Source organism: Aeromicrobium sp. Leaf291 (assembly GCF_001423365.1).
GTDB lineage: Bacteria > Actinomycetota > Actinomycetes > Propionibacteriales > Nocardioidaceae > Aeromicrobium.
In genome coordinates, this window is sequence record NZ_LMNM01000001.1 from 601,861 (window position 1) to 624,631 (window position 22,771).

Consider the following 22,771-nt stretch of genomic DNA (forward strand, 5'->3'; position numbering starts at 1 on the left):
GTCCTTCCATGATCCGTTCCGTCCTGGTGGCCAACCGAGGGGAGATCGCGCGCCGGGTGTTCCGCACCTGCCGTGACCTCGGCATCCGCACCGTCGCCGTGCACTCCGACGCCGACGCCTCCGCGCCGTTCGTGGCCGAGGCCGACGTGGCGGTGCACCTGGTGGGCAACAGCCCGACGGAGACGTACCTGCGCGCCGACCTCGTGATCGACGCCGCGCGTCGGGCCGGCGCCGACGCGATCCACCCCGGCTACGGCTTCCTGTCCGAGAACGCCGACTTCGCGCGCGCCGTCGCCGAGGCCGGCCTGGTCTGGATCGGCCCCACGCCGGAGTCCATCGACGCGATGGGCAGCAAGATCCGCGCCAAGGAGATCATGGCCGAGGCGGGCGTGCCGATCCTCAGCATCGAGCCCGAGACTGCCCAGCCCGGCGACTTCCCGCTGCTGGTGAAGGCGTCGGCCGGTGGTGGTGGACGTGGCATGCGCGTGGTCGAGCGCTCCGAGGACCTCGAGGGCGAGCTGACGGCCGCCGCGGCCGAGGCGGTGTCGGCGTTCGGTGACGACACCGTGTTCGTCGAGCCGTACCTGCCCACGGCGCGCCACGTGGAGGTGCAGGTGCTGGCCGACACGCACGGCACCACCTGGATCCTCGGCGACCGCGACTGCTCGATCCAGCGTCGGCACCAGAAGGTCGTGGAGGAGGCGCCCGCGCCGAACCTCAGCGACGCCGTCCGCCGCACCCTGCACACCGCGGCTCGCAACGCCGCCGAGGCGGTGGGCTACGTCGGCGCCGGCACCGTGGAGTTCCTCGTGTCCGACGGTCACGCCGACGACGGACGCGTCTTCTTCCTGGAGATGAACACCCGCCTGCAGGTCGAGCACCCCGTCACCGAGGAGGTGTTCGGCATCGACCTCGTCGCGCTGCAGGTGTCGGTCGCCGAGGGTCACGCGCTGCCGACCGACGAGCCGACCGGACCCACCGGCCACGCGATCGAGGTGCGCCTCTACGCCGAGGACGCCGGCGACGACTGGGCTCCCCAGACCGGCACCCTGCGCACCTTCGAGGTGCCCAGCGGGCCGGGTCTGCGCACGGACTCGGCGGTGGAGTCCGGCTCGGTCGTCACGCACTTCTACGACGCGATGATCGCCAAGGTGGTCGCCTACGCCGACGACCGTACCCAGGCGGTCCGACGTCTCGACGACGCCCTGCGCCGCACGCGCGTGCACGGGCTCACCACCAACGTGGGTCTGCTGCGCGGCGTCCTGGCCGACGAGGAGTTCGTCGCCGGCCGGGTGCACACCGCCCTGCTCGCCGAGCGGATCGCCGACTGGACGAAGCCCCTCCTCGACGACGCCGCGGTGCAGCGAGCAGCCCTCGCGGCCGCGCTCGCGCAGGCCCGCACCGCGTCGACGTCCTCACCCGTGCTGGGCCGCATTCCCACCGCGTTCCGCAACGTGCCCAGCCAGCCCCGCACGCGACGGCTCCGCGTCGGCGACGAGGAGATCGTCGTCGAGTACCGCGCCGAGGGCGGGCGGCTCGTGAGCGACCTGGCCGACGTGGTCGAGGCCTCCCCGTCGCACGCGGTGCTCCTGGTCGACGGCGTCACCGAGACGTACCGCGTGACCGTGGCCGACGAGACCGTCGACGTGGACGGGCCCGCCGGGTCGCTGTCGTTCGACGTCGTGCCCACGTTCGTCGACCCGGCCGACGTCGTCGCCGAGGGCTCGCTCCTCGCTCCCATGCCGGCCAGCGTCGTGCAGGTCGGCGTCGAGGCCGGCCAGCAGGTCACGAAGGGCGACGTCGTGGTCGTCCTCGAGGCCATGAAGATGCAGCACACCATCACCGCGCCCGTCGACGGCGTGGTGACCGAGCTCGCCGTCACGGCCGGCCAGCAGGTCGAGTCCGGTGCGGTCCTCGCCGTCATCGAAACCATCGAAGGGAAACTCCCATGAGCCAGTTCACCGAGACCCAGGAGCGCCAGGAGCTGCGCAAGGCCGTCGCGTCCCTGGGCGCCAAGTACGGCGAGAAGTACTTCCACGAGACCGCGGCGGAGGGACGCAAGACCACCGAGCTGTGGGCCGAGGCCGGCCGGAACGGCTACCTCGGCGTCTCGATCCCCGAGGAGTTCGGCGGTGGTGGCGGCGACATCGGCGACCTCGCGGCCGTGTGCGAGGAGCTGGCCACGGCGGGCTGCCCGCTTCTGCTCATGGTGGTCAGCCCGGCGATCGTCGGCACGACCATCGCGCAGTACGGCACGCAGGAGCAGAAGGAGCGCTGGCTGCCCGGTCTGGCCGACGGCACCGCCACGTACGCCTTCTCCATCACCGAGCCCGACGCCGGCTCCAACTCCCACAACATCGTCACGAACGCCCGGAAGGACGACGACGGCACGTGGGTGCTCAACGGCACCAAGACCTACATCTCCGGCGTCGACGAGGCCAGCCACCTGCTGGTCGTCGCGCGCTACTCCGACGCCCGCACCGGCAAGCTCAAGCCCGCGCTGTTCATGGTGCCCACGGACGCCGAGGGCTTCACGAAGCAGCAGATCGAGATGGGCGTCGTGAGCCCGGAGAAGCAGTTCACGCTGTTCTTCGACGACGTGCGGGTGCCCGCCGATGCCTTGGTCGGCGACGAGGACGCCGGTCTGGAGCAGCTCTTCGCGGGTCTCAACCCCGAGCGGATCATGGCGGCGTCGATGGCCACGGGCACAGCCCGCTGGGCCATCCGCAAGGCGGTGGCGTACGCCAAGGAGCGCGAGGTGTGGGGCAAGCCGATCGGCGCCCACCAGGCCATCAGCCACCCGCTCGCCCGCCTGCACATCGACGTCGAGATGGCGCGCCTGCTCACCCAGAAGGCTGCCGCGCTCTACGCCGCCGGCGACCTGATGGGCGCCGGGGAGGCGGCCAACATGGCGAAGGTGGCTGCCGGCGAGGCCGCGGCGAAGGCCGTCGACCAGGCCATCCAGACCCACGGCGGCAACGGCCTGGCGCTCGAGTACGGCCTCGTGCAGGCCGTCGCCTCGTCGCGGCTCAGCAACATCGCCCCCGTGTCCAAGGAGATGGCGCTCAACTTCGTGGCCCAGTTCTCCCTGGGCCTGCCCAAGTCCTACTGAGAGGAGCGGTCATGGCAGAGCTGGTGCACCTGGAGGTGGCCGACGCGGTCGCCACGGTCACGCTCGACAGCGAGCACAACCGCAACGCGCTCAGCCGGCAGCTGGTCACCGAGCTGGCCGACCGGCTCGAGCGCGCCGACGCCGACCCGGCGGTCCGGGCGATCCGGGTCCGGTCCGCGCACCGTGTGTTCTGCTCGGGGGCCGACCTCTCGGAGGCCGCGAGCGGCGGCATGGAGGAGGGCGCGCGGGCCATCGTCGCGCTGCAGCGCCAGATCGCGACCGCCGGGACGCCGGTCGTGGTCGAGCTGGCCGGCCCGGTGCGGGCCGGGGGCCTCGGCATCGTGGGAGCAGCCGACGTGGTCGTCGCGGCGGAGTCGGTCACCTTCGCCCTCACGGAGGTCCGGCTGGCGCTGGCGCCCGCGGTCATCTCGCTCACGCTGCTCGAGCGCTTCTCCGACCGGGCCGCGGCCGAGCTGTTCCTCACCGGTCGCACCTTCGGCGCCCAGGAGGCGCAGGCCGCCGGCCTGGTCACCCGGGCCGTGCCCGACGCCGACCTCGCCGACGCGGTCGGGTCGGTCCTGGCCGACCTGGTGCAGGGCTACCCGCAGGGGCTGCGCGAGACCAAGCGGCTGCTGAACCACGACCTCGTGGCGCGCATCGACGCGCTCGGTGCCGACGTGGCCGCGCAGTCCGCGCGCCTGTTCGGCAGCGACGAGGCCCGCGAGGCGATGACGGCCTTCCTGCAGCGCAAGCGCTGAGCCTGCGCCGCGGTGGGTGACGTTTCGGCCAACACCTGCGGGCTGAGGGAATGCCTGGGCGCCCAGGTCGTTAGGATGGGTAGTTCGCAGAAAGACCCACGAGAGCCGAGGAAAGCGTGTCCTCCGAGCAGCAGGCCGCCGCCGAGATCGCGGCGGAGCAGGCGTACGTCGACGTCGTGTACGGCCGTCTCGACGAGTCGACGAAGGTGGCCCAGTCACTCGTCACCGAGGGCTTCGCGCGTGGCCACGTCGGCAACGAGGGCGGCCTCGTCGAGCGTGACGCGATGGTCTTCCAGGCCACGCGCCGGCTGACGGCGCTCAACGCCGCCCACGACGGTCTCGTGTTCGGCCGGCTCGACCTGCTCGACGGGGAGGCGCGCTACATCGGCCGCATCGGCGTGCGCGACGCCGACCGCGAGATCCTGCTCATCGACTGGCGCGCCCCTGCGGCGGCGCTGTTCTACCAGGCCACCGCGCAGGAGCCGTCCGGCGTCGTGCGTCGCCGGGTGCTCCGCAGCTCGGGCAAGACCGTGGTGGGGGTCGAGGACGACCTGCTCGACGGCGACAACGCCCCCGACGACATGGTCGTGGTGGGCGAGGGCGCGCTGCTGGCCAGCCTCTCGCGCGCCCGCGACAGCACCATGCACTCCGTGGTCGCGACCATCCAGAAGGAGCAGGACGAGGCCATCCGGGCGCCCAGCCGCGGCGCCACGATCATCGGCGGCGGCCCGGGCACCGGCAAGACCGTCGTGGCGCTGCACCGCGCCGCCTACCTGCTGTACACCGACCGGCGACGCTTCGAGTCCGGCGGCGTGCTCGTCGTCGGGCCCTCGTCGGTGTTCATGAACTACATCGAGCGGGTGCTGCCGAGCCTCGGCGAGACGGCCGTCACGCTGCGCTCGCTCGGCGAGGTCGTCGACGGGCTTCGGGCGCTGCAGCACGACGAGCCCAAGGCCGCCGCCGCGAAGGGCTCGTCGCGCATGCTGCCGGTGCTGCGCCGGCTCGCCACGTCGCCCCAGCCGGGCGAGCCCACGTCGTTCCGCTACTTCTACAAGGACGACGTGCTCGTCCTCGACGCCAAGAAGCTGGCGAACATCCGGCGCGGGCTGCTGGCCAACCTGCCGCGCAACCGCGCCTACGCGAAGGCCCCGGCCGCCGTGGCGCGCGCCCTGTGGCAGCAGGTCGAGGGCGAGCGGGCGCTCGAGAAGGGCGAGGAGGGCTTCCTCGACACGCTCACGACCGACTACCGCTACGTCGACTTCGTGGAGGCCTGGTGGCCGCCCGTCGAGGCCGTCGAGCTGTGGCGCACCCTGCCCCGACGGGTGCGCGAGCTGGCCAACGGCGCCTTCTCGGCCGAGGAGCTCGACGCCATGGTCGCGTCGTGGCAGGCGGGCGTGCCGGCCATCGAGGACGTGCCGCTCATCGACGAGCTGCGCTACCTCGTGGGCGAGGTCCCGCCGGAGGACGACGACGACCATGACGTCCCGCGCCAGCTGATGAGCTTCGAGCGACGTGAGCGCGAGGTCGAGAACGAGCTGCGCTCCACCACCAGCATCGACGACGACGGGTACGCCCACGTGCTCGTCGACGAGGCCCAGGACCTGTCGCCCCTCCAGTGGCGCATGCTCGGACGTCGCGGTCGGTACGCCAGCTGGACGATCGTCGGCGACCCCGCCCAGTCGTCGTGGCCGCACCCCGAGGAAGCCGCGGCCGCCCGGTCCACCGCGCTGGAGGGCAAGCCCGAGCACCGGTTCCGGCTGTCGACCAACTACCGCAACTCCGCGGAGATCTACGAGCTCGCGGCCGACGTGGCCCAGGTCGCGATCCCCGGCGCCGACCTCGCCGAGGCGGTGCGCAAGACGGGGGAGGCGCCGCGTCACGAGTGGGTGGCCGACGCAGTGCTGCTCGACGCGACCGCCGCGGAGGTCGCCACGATGCTCGAGCGGGTCGAGGGCACGGTGGCGGTCGTGGCCGCCCGCGCCGACCTGCCCCGTCTGCGGGAGCGGCTCGCCGGCGAGCTCGCCGCACACGACCGGCTGCGGGTGCTCGACGGGCTCGACACCAAGGGCCTGGAGTTCGACGCCGTGGTGGTGGTCGAGCCCGACGCGATCGTCGCCGAGTCCGAGGCCGGCTGGCGCACCTTCTACGTCGTCCTGACTCGCGCCACCCAGCTGCTCACCACCGTCGGCACGACGCAGACCTGGCTCTCCCGCGTCTCCTGAGTCCCTCCGTCTCGGACACTTCCGGGGCGGTCCGGACCCCGACAGTGCCCCGGAACTGTCCGAAACGGATGGCCTAGGCCCGTGGGACCGGCACGTCCCTCCTAGGGTGGTGCCGTGCGAAGGATCCTGGTCGGAGTGGCCCTGCTGGCGGTGGCCGTGCTGGCCGGTCTCCCCGTCGCGTCCTCGACGTTCGTGCACAGCGAGCGGCACCTCACGATCGGCGCGCACCAGGCGGTGGTCAGCCCGGCGTTCGACGGGCACGCGACCCTCGACTTCGGGCCGCTGCTGCCGAAGGCCCGGGTCGACGTCGATGCACCCGTCGGCCTCGGTGTCGACATCCGCCTGGGCGACTCCGACGCCGTCGGCCTGGAGGAGCTGCTGCAGCGCGACGCCGCGATCGCGGCGCAGCCCCAGGGTGAGATCCGCGAGGTCACGGCAGCCGTGACCGACATGGCTGCCGAGGCGGCGCTGCGTGGCGTCGGTGTCGGCGTGCTGGCCGTCACCGTGGTGGTGCTGGCGTGGCGGGCGGTCGGCGAGGACCGACGTCGCCGGATCCGCCGCGACGCCGTGCAGCCGTCGCGCGGCCAGGTGGCGGGTGCGGTCGCGACGTCGGTCGTGGTGGTCGGTTCCCTGGTGCTGGTGACCCTTCCCGAGCGCCAGGACGACGCTCCCGAGCAGACGTGGTCGAGCGTGCGCGAGGTCTTCCCCCAGCTGCCGGCCGACCCGGTGCTCGACCGGCTCGAGCTGGCGCAGGGCAGCGCCACGACGAGCAGCCGGGCCCTCGTGGAGGGCGCGCTCTACCTCTACCAGGACTCCGTCAGCTTCTACGGCGCGCTGGAGGAGCAGGCCCAGCAGGTGAGCGTGCGCCGGCCCGAGGTGGGCGAGAAGACGGCCCTGGTCGTCACCGACCGGCACGACAACATCGGCATGGACCCGGTCGCGCGCCGCATCGCCGACCAGGCGCAGGCGGAGCTCCTCATCGACCTCGGCGACGACACGTCGCAGGGCGGGGAGTGGGAGAACTTCAGCATCAACTCCCTCGCCCGCGAGTTCGACGGCTTCGACGTCGTGGCCGTCGGCGGCAACCACGATGCCGACCCCACGGTCGAGCAGATGCGCAAGAACGGCTTCACCGTGCTCGACGCCGAGCCCGTCGAGGTCGGCGGGGTGCGCTTCCTGGGCGAGACCGACCCGCGCGGCACGAAGATCACCGGCTACACCGAGGACGCGGCCACCCGCGACTCCGCGCTGTCGGACCAGGACACCGCCCTGCGCGACGTGGCGTGCGAGTCCGACGAACGAGGCGAGCGGGTGGGCGTGCTCGCGGTGCACTCGTGGGCGTCGGCGAAGGAGGTGGCCGGCAGCGGCTGCGTCGACCTCGTGCTCACCGGCCACCTGCACTACCAGGTGGGGCCGAAGGCGATCGCGGGTCCGGACGGTGCCACGACCACACGCCTCACCACCGGCTCGACCGGCGGCGCGGTGCTGCCGATCGCGCTGGGCAGCAGCCTGCGCCGCGACGCCCAGGTCACGCTCGTCACCTTCGACGCCGACGGTGCGCCGGTCGGTCTGCAGGTCGTCACCTTCACGCCCGCCGGCGTGATCGACGTCGGCGACTACACGCCGCTGCCGCTCACGTCGGCTCCGACGCCGGCCGAGCCGGATCCCACGGAGGACCCGACCGCCGACGAGGAGGACCCGGAGGCGCCCGTCCAGCCGTGACCCGCGGTGGGCGCCGGGTGGTTGTCTGGAGGCGTGATCGCGCTCCCGCCGGACGTCCTGGCCTTCGCCGACCGCGGGCCGGAGTGGGCCACGTTCGTGGAGGCCTTGCCCCGGACCGTCGAGACGCTGCTGGCGGAGTGGACGGTGCGGCGCGACGGCGAGGCGATGCACGGTGAGTGCGCGCTCGTGCTGCCGGTGCGGACCGCCGACGGGGTCGAGGCCGTGCTCAAGGTCGGGTTCGTCGACGAGGAGACCCGGCACGAGCACCTGACGCTGTCGACCTGGGACGGCCGCGGTGCGGTGCGGATGCTCCGTGCCGACCCGGCCCGCGGGGCGCTCCTGCTGGAGCGCGCCGGCCCCGCCGCACTGTCGTCGCTCCCGGTGCTGGAGGCGTGCGAGGTGGTCGCCGGGCTCTACGGCACGTTGCACCGGCCCGCGCCGCGTCGGCTCGTCGCGCTGTCGTCGCTGGTCGCCCGCTGGACCGACGAGCTCGCCGCGGCGGAGGCCACGGTCCCGGCGCCGCGACGTCTCGTGCAGCAGGCCGTCTCGCTCGGGCGCGACCTCGCGGCCGACCCGGACACCGACGGCGTGGCGGTGCACACCGACCTGCACGACGCGAACGTCCTCGCCTCGCGTCGTGGAGCGCCGGCTGAGGCGGACCTGCGTGAACCATGGCTGGCGATCGACCCGAAGGGCATCAGCGGCGACCCGCACTACGAGCCGGCCCCATTGCTGTGGAACCGCTGGGACGAGGTGCTCGCGGCTCGCGACGTCCGGTTCGCGGTCCGTCGACGCTTCCACACCGTGGTCGACGCGGCGGGCCTCGACGAGGACCGGGCGCGCGACTGGGTCGTCGTCCGCATGATGCACAACGCACTCTGGGCGGTCCAGGACGCGCAGCGCCTCGGCCGACCGCTCACGACGGGGGACCGCGACTGGTCGACGACCTGCGTCACCGTGGCCAAGGCCGTCCAGGACTGACGGCTCGGCGCTGGCCTGGGTTCGCCGTCGCGTTGCCTCGGCTCGCGTAGGTGCCGGTCTCCAAGAGGCCTCGACCGGGCGGCCGGCGCCATGGTCGGCTGGGTTCTCGGACTGCGGCGGGTCGTGGGCGGTGGAGGTAGGTGGCGCGCGCTTCATGCGTCGGGAAGGTAGGTGGCGCGCGGATACACGCTCGCTTTCCGCGCCACACCTACCGCCGAGGCCCGGGAAGTGCGTGCCACCTACCGCCGCCCCTCCGTTCCTCTCGTCACCTACCGCCCACCCAGGCCGCAGGACGAGGGCTCGAGCGACCGCGCCGCCAGCCGCCCGGTCGAGGCCCTCCGGGGCCGCACCCGGCGCGAGCCGCGGCTGCGCACCAGCAAGGTCGAGCCTCGCGCGGCCGCGCACCGGCAGGTCGAGACCTCCCGCAGGTCAGCTGCAGTGCTGCAGGAGCAGGTGCGCGTAGGCCCGGGCGCTGAGCACGACCTCGTCGATCGGCACGTACTCGTCGACCGCATGGGCGTGCTCGATGTGGCCGGGACCGAACTGGACGGTGGGGATGCCGGCGGCGGCGTACTGGCGCAGGTCGGAGCCGTACGGGGCGCCCACGAACGGCGGCGCCTCGGCCCCGGCGGCCACCGCGGCGTCACGCACCGAGTCGCCGAACGGATGGGCGTCGGGCAGCGAGCCGGCTGCGAACCGACCGCCGGGCCACGTGACCTGCGGCGGGTGCTCGCGCAGCCACGGGTCGTCAACGGAGGCGACGGCCGCCTCGAACGTGGCCATGGCGTCGACGAAGGACTCGCCGGGCATGACCCCGAACCGGCCCTCCGCGACGAGCAGGTCGGGCACGGTGCTGGCCCAGTCGCCGGCCTGCACGATGCCGACCGACAGAGGCCACGGGCGGTCGGTGAACGGTGCCGGCGGGTCGACGTTGCGCTCGGCGTCGAGTCGACGCAGCGCCTCGTGCACGCGCTCGAAGAGGTCGACCGCGCTGACGCCGTGCCCGGCGCGCGACCCGTGCGTGGCCCGGCCGCGCAGCTCGAGCCGGAACGTGAGCGACCCGGCGTTGGCCGACACGATCGAGCCCGCCGTCGGCTCGGCGATGAGGCAGGCCAGACCCGTGTGGCCGCGGCGCAGCGTGGCGAAGGTGCCGATGCCGCCGTCCTCCTCGCCGACCACGACGTGCACGGCGAAGGGCTTGGTCAGGCGGTCGCCGACGGCACGCACGGCCGCGAGGATGGCGACCACGCCGCCCTTCATGTCGCAGGTGCCGCGCCCGTACCAGCGGCCGTCGGCCTCCTGCAGGTACCAGGGGTCGTGGGCGGTCCACCAGTCCGGGTCGCCGGGTGGCACGACGTCGACGTGACCGTTGAGCACGAGGTTCGGGACGCCGGCGCCGTCAGTGCCGTCCGCCGCCCGGGGCCCGGCACCCGCGCCGAGGCCCACGCAGCCCCAGGCCTCGTCGCGCTCGACCTCCTCGCCCGGGTAGTCGGGGTCGGCGCGCAGCGCGGCCAGGTCGATCGGCCAGAGGTCGACGTCGAGCCCCAGTCCCTGCAGGGTCGCGGCGCACCAGCGCTGCACCGACGCCTCGGACTCGCTGCCGCCCACGCTGGGGTAGCTGACGAGCTGCGCGAGGTCGCGGCGGATCAGGTCGACGTCGATCTCGAAGGGCTCCACGTCGCACAGTCTGGCAAGGGTGACAGCCGTCCCCGCAGCCGAGGCACTACGCTGGCGCCATGATCGTCGTTCCCACCCCCTGGTGGCGCCTCCTCTAGAGGAGGCCTCGACGCGACCCACGCCCAGACCCCTCAGCCGAGCGGTCTGGGCGTTCTCCGTCCCGGCGTCGGCCGAGGCGACCCGAAGGACACACCATGACCCACCCGCTCGTCGGCGAGCTCCAGCAGCAGGCCGCGTTCGCGCTGATCCGTGTGCGCGACAGCGACACGGTGACCCTCCTCGGTGGCGCCTTCGAGGACGTCGAGGACCTGGCCGACGTGCCCCTGTCGGCCGGTGTCCCCGACCGGCTCGGCGGGGGTGCCGGGCCGCGGGCGGCTGGTGGCGGAGTGTGGGACCACCTGGTGCTGGTGCCGTTCCGACAGGCCCGTGAGCGCGGGTTCGCCGCGCACGACGACGGCACCCCCCTGCGCGTGGTGAGCGCCGACGTCCTCCACGAGGTCCCGCTGGCCGACCTGCTGCCGACGCTGCCAGACGGCGGCGTGCAGCTGGCCGACCGCGGCGGCTTCGAGACGTCCGACGCCGACTACGCCTCGATGGTGCGCCAGATCATCGACGACGAGATCGGCCGCGGCGAGGGTGCCAACCTGGTGATCGGGCGGCACTACCGGGCGAAGGTCGCCGACTGGGGCCACGACGCCGCGCTGGCCGTGTTCCGTCGGCTGCTCGAGCGCGAGCGCGGTGCGTTCTGGACGTTCTGCATCTTCACCGGCGACCGCTACCTCATCGGCGCGAGCCCCGAGCGGCACGTGAGCGTCGAGGCCGGCCAGGTGCGGATGAACCCGATCAGCGGCACGTTCCGCACCAAGGGGCTCACGACCCACGCCGAGAAGACGTCGGCCCTGCTGGAGTTCCTGCGCGACGAGAAGGAGATCTACGAGCTCTTCATGGTCGTCGACGAGGAGCTCAAGATGATGTGCGACATCTGCCACGAGGGGGGTCTCGTGCTGGGGCCGTACCTCAAGCCGATGAGCCACCTCGTGCACACCGAGTACCTGCTCGCCGGTCGCACGGACCGCGACGTGCGCGCCGTGCTGCGCGACTCGATGTTCGCCGCCACGGTCACGGGCAGCCCCGTGGAGAACGCCTGCCGGCTCATCGAGCAGTACGAGGCGCACGGCCGCGGCTACTACGCGTCGGTGGCCGCCCTCGTGGGCCGCGACGCCGACGGGCTGCAGCGCGCCGACGCGCCCATCCTCATCCGCACGGCCGACGTCGACCTCGGGGGCAACCTGAAGGTCACCGCCGGGGCCACGCTCGTGCGCGACTCCGACCCCGACTACGAGACCGCCGAGACGTGGGCCAAGGCCTCGGGCGTGCTGAGCGCGTTCGGCCTCGTCGACGCGCCGGCCCCCGCCACGGGCGGCGCGCCCGACACGTTCGACGCGTTCACCCGGGAGGACGACGTGCTCATCGCCCTCGGCGAGCGCAACGCCCGGCTCAGCCAGTTCTGGCTGTCGGACCAGTCCGGTGCCGCGCCCGAGCCGTCGCTGCAGGGCAGCAGGGTCGTGGTGGTCGACGGCGAGGACGACTTCGTCAACATGCTGTCGCACGTGTTCGGCGTGCTGGGCATGAGCACCGACGTCGTGCGCCACGACGCCTACCGCGCCTGGGTCGAGGGCGGGCGTGCGCTCGACGAGTACGACCTCGTGGTCGTCGGTCCGGGCCCGGGCGACCCGCGCGACGTCGGCGACGCCAAGATCGCGGTCCTCGACGACGTGGTGGTCGACCTGCTCGCCTCGGAGCAGCCGTTCCTCGCGGTGTGCCTGGGTCACCAGGTGCTGAGCCGCAACCTCGGCCTCGTCGTCGACTTCAAGGACATCGTCTTCCAGGGCACGCAGTCGCGGCTCGACGTGCTGGGCCGACCGGAGACGGTGGGCTTCTACAACACGTTCGTGGCCCGCGTCGGTGCGGCGGGCCTGCCCGCAGGCGTCTCCGTGGAGCGAGAAGAGGCGACCGGCGACATCCACCACGTGGCCGGTCCGCACTTCCACGGCATCCAGTTCCACGCCGAGTCGGTGCTGACCCAGCGCGGGTTCGCCATCCTCCGCGACCTGGTCCTCGACCTGCTCGGCTGAGCTGTCGGCGCGGGCGGGGGCGGGGGTCGCGCGGCTAGCTCTTCAGCTTGTTCAGCGCCGACGGCTCGTGGGCCGCCTTCGCGCCGGTCTTCTCGCTCTCGACGACGAGCTTCGGCTCGTCATCGCTCGCCTTCCACTGCCGGCCGTCGAGCTGGAAGTCCTTGGTCTTGCGCTCCACGACCTTGCCCTGCGTGCGGCCCTGCGGGCTGTCCCAGCTGACCCGATCACCGACCTGGATGTTCTTCGTCATGACCTCAGGGTGCGATGATCAGCCCACGTGCGCACGTCGAGGACGCAGGCGGGTGACGGCCACGCCGGCCAGGCACAACGCGCCGCCCACGAACGCGAGGGGCGCCGGCACCTCGCCCAGGAGCGCCCACGAGATGAGCGTCGCGACGGCCGGCACGAGGTAGGTCGTCGACGCGACCGAGCCGGCACTGAGCCGGCGCAGCGCGTACGACCACGTCGTGAACCCGATGGCGGTGGGGAAGACCCCCAGGTAGACGAGCCACGCCACGTCACCGCTCGACGCCGACCCCAGCTGGTCCACGAGGCCCGGCGCGAACGGCACGCAGACCACGGCGCCGATGGTGCACGCCATCCACACCGACATGGCCGGAGCGACGGTCCGCAGCGTCGGCTTCTGGGTGAGGGCGCCGACGGCGTAGAGCACCGCGGCGGCGACGCACAGCAGCACACCGGTGGCGCTGGCCGTCTCGACCGCCGTGTCGTGACGCGTGCTGGTGGCGATGAGCACCACGCCGGCGAAGGCGATCGCCATGCCGACCACGAGCGGACGTGGGAATCCCTCCTTGAGCACGATCCCGGCGAGCAGCGCGATGAGGATCGGCCCGATGTTCACGACGAGCGCGGCGGTGCCGGCGTCGAGGTAGGTCTCCCCGGCGTTGAGGGCCACGTTGTAGGCACCGAACCACAGCACGCCGTAGACGACGACCAGTCCGAGGGTGCGTCCGCGCGGCAGGCGGTGACGCCACGGCCGGGCGATCACCACGAGCGCGAGCGCTCCCACGAGCAGCCGACCGAGGCTCAGCGGACCGGGCTCGAAGACGTCGGCCACGGCGCGGATGCCGACGAACGCCGACGCCCACAGCACCACGGTGACGGCGAGCGCGGCCACCGACCAGTCCCGCTCGGTCACGCGTTCGGTCACGGGGGAGACGGTCATGCCTCCACGCTAGGGCTGGCAGGACCTTGACGTCGCGCGGTTTTCGGACACGTAGGCCTGAGATGCCGCCAGACATGGCTCCTCCCCGGACGCAGGTGCCGCGTTCCGGGGAGGAGCAGGGCGGCGCAGTGCTCGGGGGGAGGGGCGCGCCGCCGATCGGGGGAGCGTCAGTCGCTCGTCTCGCCACCGTCGGAGGCGAGGGTCACCTCCGCCTCGGCCTTCTTGCCGTCGCGCAGGTAGGTCAGCGTGACCTTCTCGCCGGGGCGGTAGCCGCGGATGCCGGCCACGAGCGCGTCGGAGCTGCCGACGGGCTGGCCGTTGATGGCGGTCACGATGTCGCCCTGCTCCAGACCGGCCTCGGCGCCGGCGCTGTCGGGGTTGACCTCGGTGATCTCGGCACCGATGCCGGTGATGTCGTCGCTGTCGACGGCAGGACGGACGGTGACGCCGATGAGGGCGTGCTCGACCTTCTCACCCTTGACCAGCTGGTCGGCCACGCTCTTGGCGAGATCGATCGGGATGGCGAAGCCCAGGCCGATGGAACCGGCGCTCGCGGCGGTCGTGCCACCCGAGCGGATGGCGGAGTTGATGCCCACCACGCGACCCTCGAGGTCGACGAGCGGTCCGCCGGAGTTGCCCGGGTTGATCGCGGCGTCGGTCTGCACGGCGGGGAACACGGTGGTGTTCTGGCCCGAGCCGTCTGAGGAGGAGACGGGACGGTTGAGCGCGCTCACGATGCCGCTCGTGACGGTGCTCTCGAGCCCGAAGGGCGAACCGATCGCCACGACCTCCTCGCCGACCGCGAGGTCGGACGACTTGCCGAACGTGGCCGGGGTGAGGCCGTCGCGCTCGACCTTCACCACGGCGAGGTCGGTCTTCGGGTCGCGGCCCACGATCGTGCCCTTGGACGTGGTGCCGTCGCTGAAGGCCACCGTGATGGTGCCCTGCTCGGCGGCCGCCTCCACGACGTGGTTGTTGGTCAGGATGTTGCCGTCGCTGCTGATGACGATGCCCGTGCCGGACCCGGCCTCCGACCCACCGGAGACGTTGATCTGGACCACGGACGGCAGCACGGCCTTCGCGACCTTCTCGACCTGGCCACTCGTGGCCTGGTCGCTCCCGCTGGTCGAGTCGAGCGAGCTGACCACCGGGCTCGTGCCGGAGTCGCCGGCACCGAGCTGGTCGTAGAGGGCGGCGCCGCCGGCTCCGGCGGCTGCGGCCAGCAGCGCGATGGCGGCGACGCCGGCCACGGCCCGGCGGGGTCGACGTCGGGGCTTGTCCGCCGGCGCGGTGTGCTCGGCGAAGGGCGGCTGCTGGCCGCCACCGGCGCCGGCCGGGAGCACGACGGTGGGCTCGGCTCCGGGGTGGCCGGCCGCGGGCGCGGCGGGTGCCTCGTAGCGGTGCGCATACTCCGGGGGGACCGGGGTGCCGGTGCGGTCGGGGGTCGAGGCCACCGGCTGCTCGGTCGTGGGCTGCCCGGTGGTGGGCTGCTCAGTGGTGCGGTCCGGGGTCGAGCCGTGCTCGACGGGGGTCTGCACCGTCGGCTCGTGGTCGGCCGGGTGGCCACCGGCCTGCGGCTCACCGGTCGCCTGCTCGGGCGTGATCTGAGCGTCAGCGGGCTGCTGGGGAAGGTGCTGCTCGGGGGCAGCGCCAGGGGTGCCCTCCGCGCCCGAGGAGGGCGCATCGCCGGCCCCGCGCTGCGTCGGGGGGGAGTAGGGGCGATCGGCGAAGGGATCGTTCTGGTCGGTCATGGAACAACATTCTCCCCGATCACTGAGAGCGCGCTGAGCGGCGCGTGTGAGCGGCGGAAGAAGATCGCGGTTCCTGTGGCCCGACGCCGCAGGTCAGAGCGGCGTGTCGTCGCCGCGCTCGGCCGCCGACGGCAGCGAGAACGTGACGACCGTGCCGCCACTCTCGGGCGACTCAGCGTGCACGGCACCGCCGTGGCGCACCGCCGCCTGCTGCACGATCGACAGACCCAGCCCCGACCCCGGCATGGTGCGCGCCTCGGTGGAGCGGAAGAACCGGTCGAACACGTGCGGCAGGTCCTCCGCGGCGATGCCCGGACCCTCGTCGCGGACGGTCAGCACGCCCTCGTGCAGGGCCACGGTGACCCTGCCGCCGTCCGGGCTCCACTTGACCGCGTTGTCGAGGAGGTTGGTCACGGCGCGCTCGAGCACGTGGGCCTCGCCGATCACGTCCCACTGCTCCAGGCGGACGTCGAAGGTCAGGCCGGTCGAGCGGGGTCGCACCCGCTCCAGCGCCTGCTCCACCACGTCGACCAGGTCGAGCGGCTCGGGGGCGCGGTGCAGGGGCTCGTCGCGCGCCAGCTCGACCAGGTCGCCGACCAAGGTGGTCAGCTCGCCCAGCTGGGCCCGCACGTCGTCCATGATCTCGCGACGCTGCTCCAGGCTCAGGGTGCGGTCCTGCCGCTCGGTGGCCTGGCCCAGCAGCTCGATGTTGGTGCGCAGGCTGGTCAGCGGGGTGCGCAGCTCGTGGCCCGCGTCGGCGACGAGCTGGCGCTGGCGCTGCTGCGAGGCGTCGAGCGCCATGAGCATCTGGTTGAACGACGACGTGAGCCGGGCCAGCTCGTCGTGCTCGGACCCGGTGACCTCGATCGGCTTCAGCTCCGCGGTGCGGGCCACGCGCTCGGTGGCGGCGGTGAGCCGGCGGACCGGCCGCAGCCCGTTGGTGGCCACCACCCAGCCCGCCACGCCGGCCACGAGGATGCCGACGGCGCTCGTGAGCAGCAGGATCAGCTGCAGCCGATCGAGCGAGCGCTGGGTGGACTCCATCGACTGCGCCAGCACCAGGGCCTGCCCGGGTCCGGCCTGGACGGCCACGATGCGGTACGGCACGCCACCGATGCGGGCCGTGCGCTGCGACGTCGTCTCCTCGCCCAGCGACACGGCGATCTCGCGCTGGTCGTAGGGCACGTTCGAGCGGGTCTGCGCCGTGAAGATCTTGCCGCCCTCGACGGAGATGAACCGGATCCCGAACACCGAGAGCAGGTCGACGTCGGCCGCCGACATCGACGACGGGGAGTAGCCGGCCGACACGGCCGCGTCGGCCCGCTTCACCAGCGAGGCGTCGAGCGAGCCCTCCAGCTCGGCCCGCACCGTGATGTAGACCGTGGCGCTCGCGACGGCCAGCACCGCGGCGACCGCGCCCGTGGTGAGAAGAGCGACGCGCAGGGCCAGCGAGGCCCGCGCGGTGTACGGGTGGATCCGCCGCCTGGCCGCGTCGACCACGCCGGTCGTCCGCGAGGTCTCCTCGGCGGGCGAGGTGTCACCGCTCGCCGCGCCGGCCCCCGAGGGACGGACGCTCGTCGTGGCGGGACGGGAGGCGTCGGGGGACGAGGCCGTCATCAGGGCGGCGTCTCGCGCAGCACGTAGCCCACGCCGCGCACGGTGTGCAGGAGCCGCGCCTCGCCCTCGGCCTCGAGCTTGCGGCGCACGTAGCCGACGTAGACCTCGAGCGAGTTGGCGGTGGTGGGGAAGTCGAAGCCCCACACCTCCTCGAGGATGTACGACCGCTCCAGCACGCGCTTCGGGCGCTGCATGAACAGCTCGAGCAGGGCGAACTCGGTGCGGGTCAGGGAGATGGCGCGCTCGCCGCGGGTCACGTCGCGGGTGACCGGGTCGAGGGTCAGGTCGGCGAACTCCAGCGGCTGCTCGTCGGCCTCGAGCTCGGCCTGGCGGGCCGAGCGACGCAGCAGGGCGCGCACGCGGGCCAGCAGCTCGTCGAGGGCGAACGGCTTGGTCAGGTAGTCGTCGGCGCCCGCGTCGAGGCCGTCGACGCGGTCGCTCACGGCGTCGCGCGCGGTGAGCACGAGGATCGGCACGTCGTTGCCCGCGCTGCGCAGCGCACGGGTGGCCTCGAGCCCGTCGAGCCGCGGCATCATGACGTCCATGACGATGATGTCGGGGTCGGTGCGGGGGACCACGGCGAGCGCCTCGGCGCCGTCGGAGGCGAGCTCGACGGTGTAGCCGTTGAACTCCAGCGAGCGTCGCAGCGAGTCACGGACGGCGCGGTCGTCGTCGACCACCAGGATGCGCATGGGTCCAGTGTGCCCAACCCTGGTGAGAATCGGCTGAGTTCGCCGTCGAGTCCTGCGGCGGACCGCGGGTGCGGTCAGTCGGTGGGCGGGTGGAGCGCGGCCTGCGCGGCGGCGGTGGCGCGGGCGCCGTAGGTGCCGCCGAACAGCACGGCGTGCACGAGCAGCGGGTGCAGCTGGTGCAGCGGGACGCGGGCCTGCCACCCGTCGGCGAGCGGGGCCTGCTCCTCGTAGGACTCGAGCACCCGCTGAAGGTGAGGCAGCCCGAACAGCGACAGCATGGCCAGGTCGGTCTCGCGGTGCCCGCCGTGCGCGGCCGGGTCGATGACCCAGGCCTGTCCGTCGGTGCCCCACACGACGTTGCCCGACCACAGGTCGCCGTGGATGCGGGCGGGGGGCTCGGCCGGCCCGGCGATCTCACGGATGCGGCCCATCGTGCGCTCGATGGTGCCGGCCTGCTCCTTCGTGAGCGCCTTGCGCTGCACCGCGGCACGTACGTAGGGCATGACCCGGCGCGACGCGTAGAACTCCGGCCACGTCTCGAGCGGACGGTTGGGCAGCGGGGCGAGCCCGATGAAGCCGTCGACGTCGGCACCGAACGTGGGCGCCCCGGCGGCGTGGGTGCGGGCCAGGGCGCGGCCGAACCGCTCGGCCGCCTCGACGGTCGGCTTGCCGGGCTCGACCCAGGCCAGCACCACGCACTCGTCGTCGGCACCCAGGAGCTCGGGCACCTTCACCCCGTCGGACACCTCGGCCAGCCAGCGCAGCCCGGCGGCCTCCCGGGCGAAGAACCCGGCGGGGGCCTGCGGGCGGGTCTTGATGACCGCGGTGCGGCCGTCGCTCAGCCGGAGCCGGGTGGTCGTGCAGATGTCGCCACCCGCCACGGGGGTCGTGGCGACCACCCCGTGCCCGATGAGCGCCTCCGCGCGCGCTGCCGTCCCCGTCATCCGTGCCATGGCGGCGAGGTTACCCGGTGAGGTCGGCACGGAGCCGCGGTACGGCGGCCACGACGGCGTCGCTGGTCCGCTCGACCATGGCGAGCACCTGCTGGAAGCCCTCGGCCCCGCCGTACCAGGGGTCCTCGACCTCGTCGTCGCCCGGCGCGGCCTCCGGGTCGAACGAGCGGAACATCCGCACGCGCTCGGCGTCGGCCACGGTGGGGGCGAGCTCGGTCATGTCGGCGTGGTTGCGGGCGTCCATCGCGAGCATGAGGTCGGCCTCGGCGTACGTGTCGGTGGTGAACGTGCGGGCGCGGTGACGGGTCGGGTCGTACCCGGCTGCGCTCAGTGCGGTGGCGGCGCGCTCGTCCATCGGCTCGCCCTCGTGCCACCCGCCGGTGCCGGACGACGTGACCACGACGTCGTCGGCCAGGCCGGCGTCGGCGAGCCGCTGCTCGAGCACCACGTGCGCCATGGGGGAGCGGCAGATGTTGCCCAGGCAGGTGACCTCGACGCGCAGGGGTCGCTCGCTCATGCGCTCAGTCACCCGCGAAGGCGCCGAGGACGGCGTTGACGATCGAGATCACGATCGACGCCAGCACCGCCCACCAGAAGCCGTCGATGAAGAACGGGGCGTCGAGGGAGTCGGCGATGCGCGACGTCAGCAGCAGCAGGCCGGCGTTGATGACGACCAGCGCCAGCCCCAGCGTGAGGATGATGAACGGCAGCGACAGCACCTTGATGATCGGCGCGATGAACGTGTTCACCACGGCGAAGATGGCCGCGACGACCGCGAGGGTGACGAGCCGGTCCGACGTCGTGTCGCTCGCCGTGCCGATGCTCATGTGCGTGCCGAGCAGCCACGCGGCCGTGGCCAGCGCCGCCGCGCCGAGCACCCAGGAGGTGAGAAGTCGAGAGAGCATGCGTCGATCATCGCAGTCGCCCCGCTCCCGGCGCGATTCGCCGCGGAACGTGTTCCGCCCCTCCCGTCCCGCAGATTCCCAGGTCGACCTGGGAATCTTCCGCCGCGCACGGGAAACCCCCGTCTGCAGGGGTTGCTTCCCGTGCGGGAGCGGGGAGAACCGTGCGGCTAGGTCAGGGGTGGCAGCTCGTCCGGGTGGTCGCGCCGGGCAGTCTGCGCCAGCACGATCCCGACCAGCACCAGCACGACGCCGCCCAGCTGCACGGCGGTGAGCGACTCGGCGTACCAGCCCCAGCCGACGACGCTCGCGACGACGGGCTCGAGCATGGCCACCACGCTCACGACGGTGGCCGGCAGGGCGCGCAGCGCGAGCAGCAGCAGGAAGAACGGCGTGACGGTGCCGAGCACCACGACCCAGCCCATCGCCAGCCACGCCGGGACCGTGAGGTCGGAGAGTCGGCCGAGCATCGACGCGTCCGCGCCCAGTGCGTCGGCCTCCCAGACGGGTGCGACGACGTTCATGAGGACCGCGGCCATCGCGAACGCCCACAGGATGTGGTGCAGCGGCTCGGCCGAGACACCACCGTCCTCCCCGAGCAGGAAGTAGGCGGCGAAGCAGCCCGCCGCCAGCAGCGCCATGACCACGCCCAGCCCGTCGAACACCAGGCCCGACCAGACCTGGCTCACGACCGCCAGCCCGACCAGGGTGAGCGCCAGAGCCGGCCACATCCGGGCGTGCACGGGTTCGCGTCGGGCGAAGCGCACCCACAGCACCACGAGCACCGGGCCGGTGTACTCCAGCAGCAGGGCGATGCCGAGCGGCAGCCGGTTGATCGCGACGTTGTAGAACCCCTGCAGCCCGGCGATGCCGACGACACCGAGGCCGATCAGCAGCGGCAGGCGGCGCACGGCGGGCAGGCGGAGGGCGGACCGGTCGACGACGAGGGCGACGACGACGAGCACGAGCAGCGCCCCGGTGATGCGCACCGTCGTGAACGTGGCCTCGTCGGTGCCCGAGCGCAGGGGGATGCGGGAGGCGCCGGCGTTGAGCCCGAACAGGACGGCCGCGGTGAGGACCAGCGCGTAGCCGACGACGGGCGACCGCACGGGCTGCGGGAGGTGGGCGCTGGTCACGACAGCATCATCGCGGTCCAGCGGCGCGCGGCTACCCTCGGCCCATGACCGTCCCGCTGCCGCGCTCCGTCGTCGACGCCATCCCCGGCTACAAGGCCGGCCGCGCCGCCGAGCTCGACGAGCTGAAGCTCTCGAGCAACGAGAACCCCTTCCCGCCGCTGCCGGGCGTCGTCGAGCGCGCCGCGGCCGAGCTGGCTCGCGTCAACCGCTACCCCGACGCCGGCGTCACGCTTCTGCACGACGCGCTGGCCGCCCACCTGGACCGACCGACCGAGGCGTTCGCCGCGGGCACCGGCTCGGTGGCCGTGCTGTTCTCGCTCCTCGACGCCTACTGCGGTCCGGGTGACGAGGTGGTGACGGCGTGGCGCTCGTTCGAGGCGTACCCGATCGCCGTCACGGTCACGGGGGCCACGCACGTGCGCGTGCCGCTGCGCGCGGACGCCACGCACGACCTCGACGCCATGGCCGCGGCGGTCACCGACCGGACGAAGGTCGTCGTCGTCTGCACGCCGAACAACCCGACCGGCCCGGTCGTCGGCCATGACGAGCTGGAGCGCTTCGTCGAGTCCCTGCCCCCGTCGGTGCTGGTGGTCGTGGACGAGGCGTACGTGGAGTTCGTGCGCGACCCGGCCGCCGCACGTGGTCTGGAGCTGCAGGCGCGGTTCGACAACGTGGTGGTCCTGCGCACCTTCTCGAAGGCGTACGGGCTCGCCGGCCTGCGTGTCGGCTACCTCGTGGGCCATGCCGACGTGGCCTCGGCGACGCGCAAGGCGACGCCCCCGTTCAGCGTCACGGACGTCGCCCAGGCGGCCGCGGTCGCGTCGCTCGAGGCGCGCGACGAGCTGGCCGAGCGCGTCGAGTCGGTCGTCGCCGGGCGTGCGACGCTGCTCGAGGGCCTGCGCGGCCAGGGCTGGACCGTCCCCGACAGCGAGGCGAACTTCGTGTGGCTGCCCACCGACGACGGCCCCGCCCTCGCCGAGGCACTGTGGCCCGTCTCGGTCCGTCCCTTCCCCGGCCCGGTGCCCGACGGCGGCGGCGTGCGGATCAGCGTCGGCACCGACGCGGCCAACGAGCGCCTGCTCGACGCCGCGGCGCGGCACCTGACGGGGCGGTAGCCGGGTCCCGTCCTGCTGCTGCGCTGCTCTGGCTGGGTCTGGTCCTGCGGCTGCGCTGCGTCGGCTGGGTCTCGTCCTGCGGCTGCGCTGCGTCGGCTCGGCGTCGTCCTGGGTCTAAAGAGCGGCCTCGACCGGCGGTGGGGTGCGCGCTCGGCGGAGGTTCTCGGGAATCGGTCGGGGCCGGTCGCACCGCTGCGCTGCTGCGGGGCGAGTGGTCCTGCGCTCCGAAGGGGCCTCGACCGGCAGCGGGGTGGGTGCTCGGTCCGGGTTGTCGGGCCGTGGGTCGCATGATGCGTTCGGGTCGTCCTGACCGTCTCGTTGCCTCGTCGTGTGTCGGTCGGGGCCGTCAGAGGTAGGTAGCGCGCGTTATCCGCAGGGCGGAGGTAGGTGGCACGCGGATACGGACCTCCATACCGCGGCTCACCTACCTCTGACGCTCCGATTCCGCGGGCCACCTACCTCTGACGAGCCGGTTCGGCGAGCCACCTACCTCTCACTCGGCCTGGGCAGTGGGAGGTAGGTGACGCACCGCATCCGGGCGGTTTGAGGTGCGAGATCTACCTCTGACGGCCCGATGAGGTGCGAGACCTACCTCTGACGGCCCGATGAGGTGCGAGACCTACCTCTGACGACCCAGGACCGGCCGCGGCACCGGGGCTCGGCCGAGCGGGAGCCCATCCGCCGGTCGAGGCCCCTTTCGGAGACCGAGCCGAGACCCAGCCGGAGCAGCGCAGCCGCAGGACCAGACCCAGCCGAGGCAGCGCAGCCGCAGGACCAGACGCAGCCGAAGGACCAGACCCAGCCGCAGGACG

The 22,771-nt window shown here is 73.1% G+C and carries 18 protein-coding genes; 8 read left to right on the plus strand and 10 right to left on the minus strand.

Annotated features, from left to right (window positions below; translation table 11 throughout):
- Positions 1–8 precede the first annotated feature (8 nt).
- The 6 genes from ASF35_RS03065 (at position 9) to ASF35_RS03090 (ending at position 8,795) form a co-directional block, all read left to right on the plus strand.
- On the plus strand, positions 9–1,952 hold the full coding sequence (locus ASF35_RS03065; protein WP_055962595.1) for a biotin carboxylase N-terminal domain-containing protein: 1,944 nt from the start codon (positions 9–11) through the stop codon (positions 1,950–1,952).
- On the plus strand, positions 1,949–3,112 hold the full coding sequence (locus ASF35_RS03070; RefSeq protein ID WP_055962600.1) for an acyl-CoA dehydrogenase family protein: 1,164 nt from the start codon (positions 1,949–1,951) through the stop codon (positions 3,110–3,112). The genes ASF35_RS03065 and ASF35_RS03070 overlap by 4 nt, the downstream gene beginning before the upstream one ends.
- An 11-nt stretch (positions 3,113–3,123) precedes the next feature.
- Positions 3,124–3,870, plus strand: coding sequence for an enoyl-CoA hydratase-related protein (locus ASF35_RS03075; protein WP_055962602.1), 747 nt, complete (start codon positions 3,124–3,126; stop codon positions 3,868–3,870).
- 116 nt (positions 3,871–3,986) lie between these two features.
- The gene (locus tag ASF35_RS03080) at positions 3,987–6,092 is read left to right on the plus strand and encodes an AAA family ATPase (protein WP_055962606.1); all 2,106 of its coding nucleotides are present in this window, start codon (positions 3,987–3,989) and stop codon (positions 6,090–6,092) included.
- A 114-nt stretch (positions 6,093–6,206) separates the two neighbouring features.
- The gene (locus tag ASF35_RS03085; RefSeq protein ID WP_156367936.1) at positions 6,207–7,814 is read left to right on the plus strand and encodes a metallophosphoesterase; all 1,608 of its coding nucleotides are present in this window, start codon (positions 6,207–6,209) and stop codon (positions 7,812–7,814) included.
- 33 nt (positions 7,815–7,847) lie between these two features.
- The gene (locus tag ASF35_RS03090; protein WP_055962612.1) at positions 7,848–8,795 is read left to right on the plus strand and encodes an aminoglycoside phosphotransferase family protein; all 948 of its coding nucleotides are present in this window, start codon (positions 7,848–7,850) and stop codon (positions 8,793–8,795) included.
- Between the two features lie 429 nt (positions 8,796–9,224).
- Here ASF35_RS03090 and ASF35_RS03095 read toward each other — a convergent pair whose 3' ends face one another.
- Entirely contained in the window at positions 9,225–10,472 is a 1,248-nt protein-coding gene (locus ASF35_RS03095; protein WP_055962615.1) for an ArgE/DapE family deacylase, read from the minus strand.
- Positions 10,473–10,666: 194 nt separating this feature from the next.
- Between ASF35_RS03095 and ASF35_RS03100 the strand changes: the two genes are divergently transcribed.
- Positions 10,667–12,607, plus strand: a complete 1,941-nt coding sequence (locus ASF35_RS03100; RefSeq protein ID WP_055962619.1) for an anthranilate synthase family protein — start codon at positions 10,667–10,669, stop codon at positions 12,605–12,607.
- 34 nt (positions 12,608–12,641) lie between these two features.
- On the opposite strand, the gene ASF35_RS03105 is transcribed toward ASF35_RS03100, so the two are convergent.
- The 9 genes from ASF35_RS03105 to ASF35_RS03145 form a co-directional block, all read right to left on the minus strand.
- Positions 12,642–12,857, minus strand: coding sequence for a DUF2945 domain-containing protein (locus ASF35_RS03105; RefSeq protein ID WP_055962621.1), 216 nt, complete (start codon positions 12,855–12,857; stop codon positions 12,642–12,644).
- 18 nt (positions 12,858–12,875) lie between these two features.
- Positions 12,876–13,793, minus strand: a complete 918-nt coding sequence (locus ASF35_RS03110; protein ID WP_055962625.1) for a DMT family transporter — start codon at positions 13,791–13,793, stop codon at positions 12,876–12,878.
- 167 nt (positions 13,794–13,960) lie between these two features.
- Positions 13,961–15,544, minus strand: a complete 1,584-nt coding sequence (locus tag ASF35_RS03115) for a S1C family serine protease (RefSeq protein WP_055962628.1) — start codon at positions 15,542–15,544, stop codon at positions 13,961–13,963.
- A 93-nt stretch (positions 15,545–15,637) separates the two neighbouring features.
- On the minus strand, positions 15,638–17,161 hold the full coding sequence (locus ASF35_RS03120) for a cell wall metabolism sensor histidine kinase WalK (RefSeq protein WP_082482061.1): 1,524 nt from the start codon (positions 17,159–17,161) through the stop codon (positions 15,638–15,640).
- Positions 17,161–17,853: a response regulator transcription factor gene (locus ASF35_RS03125; protein WP_055962632.1), complete on the minus strand. Its 693-nt coding sequence runs from the start codon at positions 17,851–17,853 to the stop codon at positions 17,161–17,163. Before ASF35_RS03125 ends, ASF35_RS03120 begins: the two co-directional genes overlap by 1 nt.
- Before the next feature lie 74 nt (positions 17,854–17,927).
- Positions 17,928–18,806, minus strand: coding sequence for a fructosamine kinase family protein (locus ASF35_RS03130; protein ID WP_055962635.1), 879 nt, complete (start codon positions 18,804–18,806; stop codon positions 17,928–17,930).
- Between the two features lie 10 nt (positions 18,807–18,816).
- A complete protein-coding gene (locus tag ASF35_RS03135; RefSeq protein WP_055962638.1) occupies positions 18,817–19,323 on the minus strand; it encodes a low molecular weight protein-tyrosine-phosphatase in 507 nt (168 codons plus the stop codon).
- Between the two features lie 4 nt (positions 19,324–19,327).
- Positions 19,328–19,711 (minus strand): phage holin family protein, encoded by a 384-nt coding sequence (locus tag ASF35_RS03140; RefSeq protein WP_055962641.1) that lies wholly within the window; start codon positions 19,709–19,711, stop codon positions 19,328–19,330.
- Positions 19,712–19,878: 167 nt separating this feature from the next.
- Positions 19,879–20,844 carry a DMT family transporter gene (locus ASF35_RS03145; RefSeq protein ID WP_055962643.1) on the minus strand — a complete coding sequence of 322 codons (966 nt, stop codon included), beginning with the start codon at positions 20,842–20,844 and terminating at the stop codon, positions 19,879–19,881.
- 44 nt (positions 20,845–20,888) lie between these two features.
- Between ASF35_RS03145 and hisC the strand changes: the two genes are divergently transcribed.
- Complete coding sequence (gene hisC, locus ASF35_RS03150) at positions 20,889–21,959, plus strand: histidinol-phosphate transaminase (RefSeq protein ID WP_055962649.1); 1,071 nt, start codon at positions 20,889–20,891, stop codon at positions 21,957–21,959.
- Positions 21,960–22,771 lie beyond the last annotated feature (812 nt).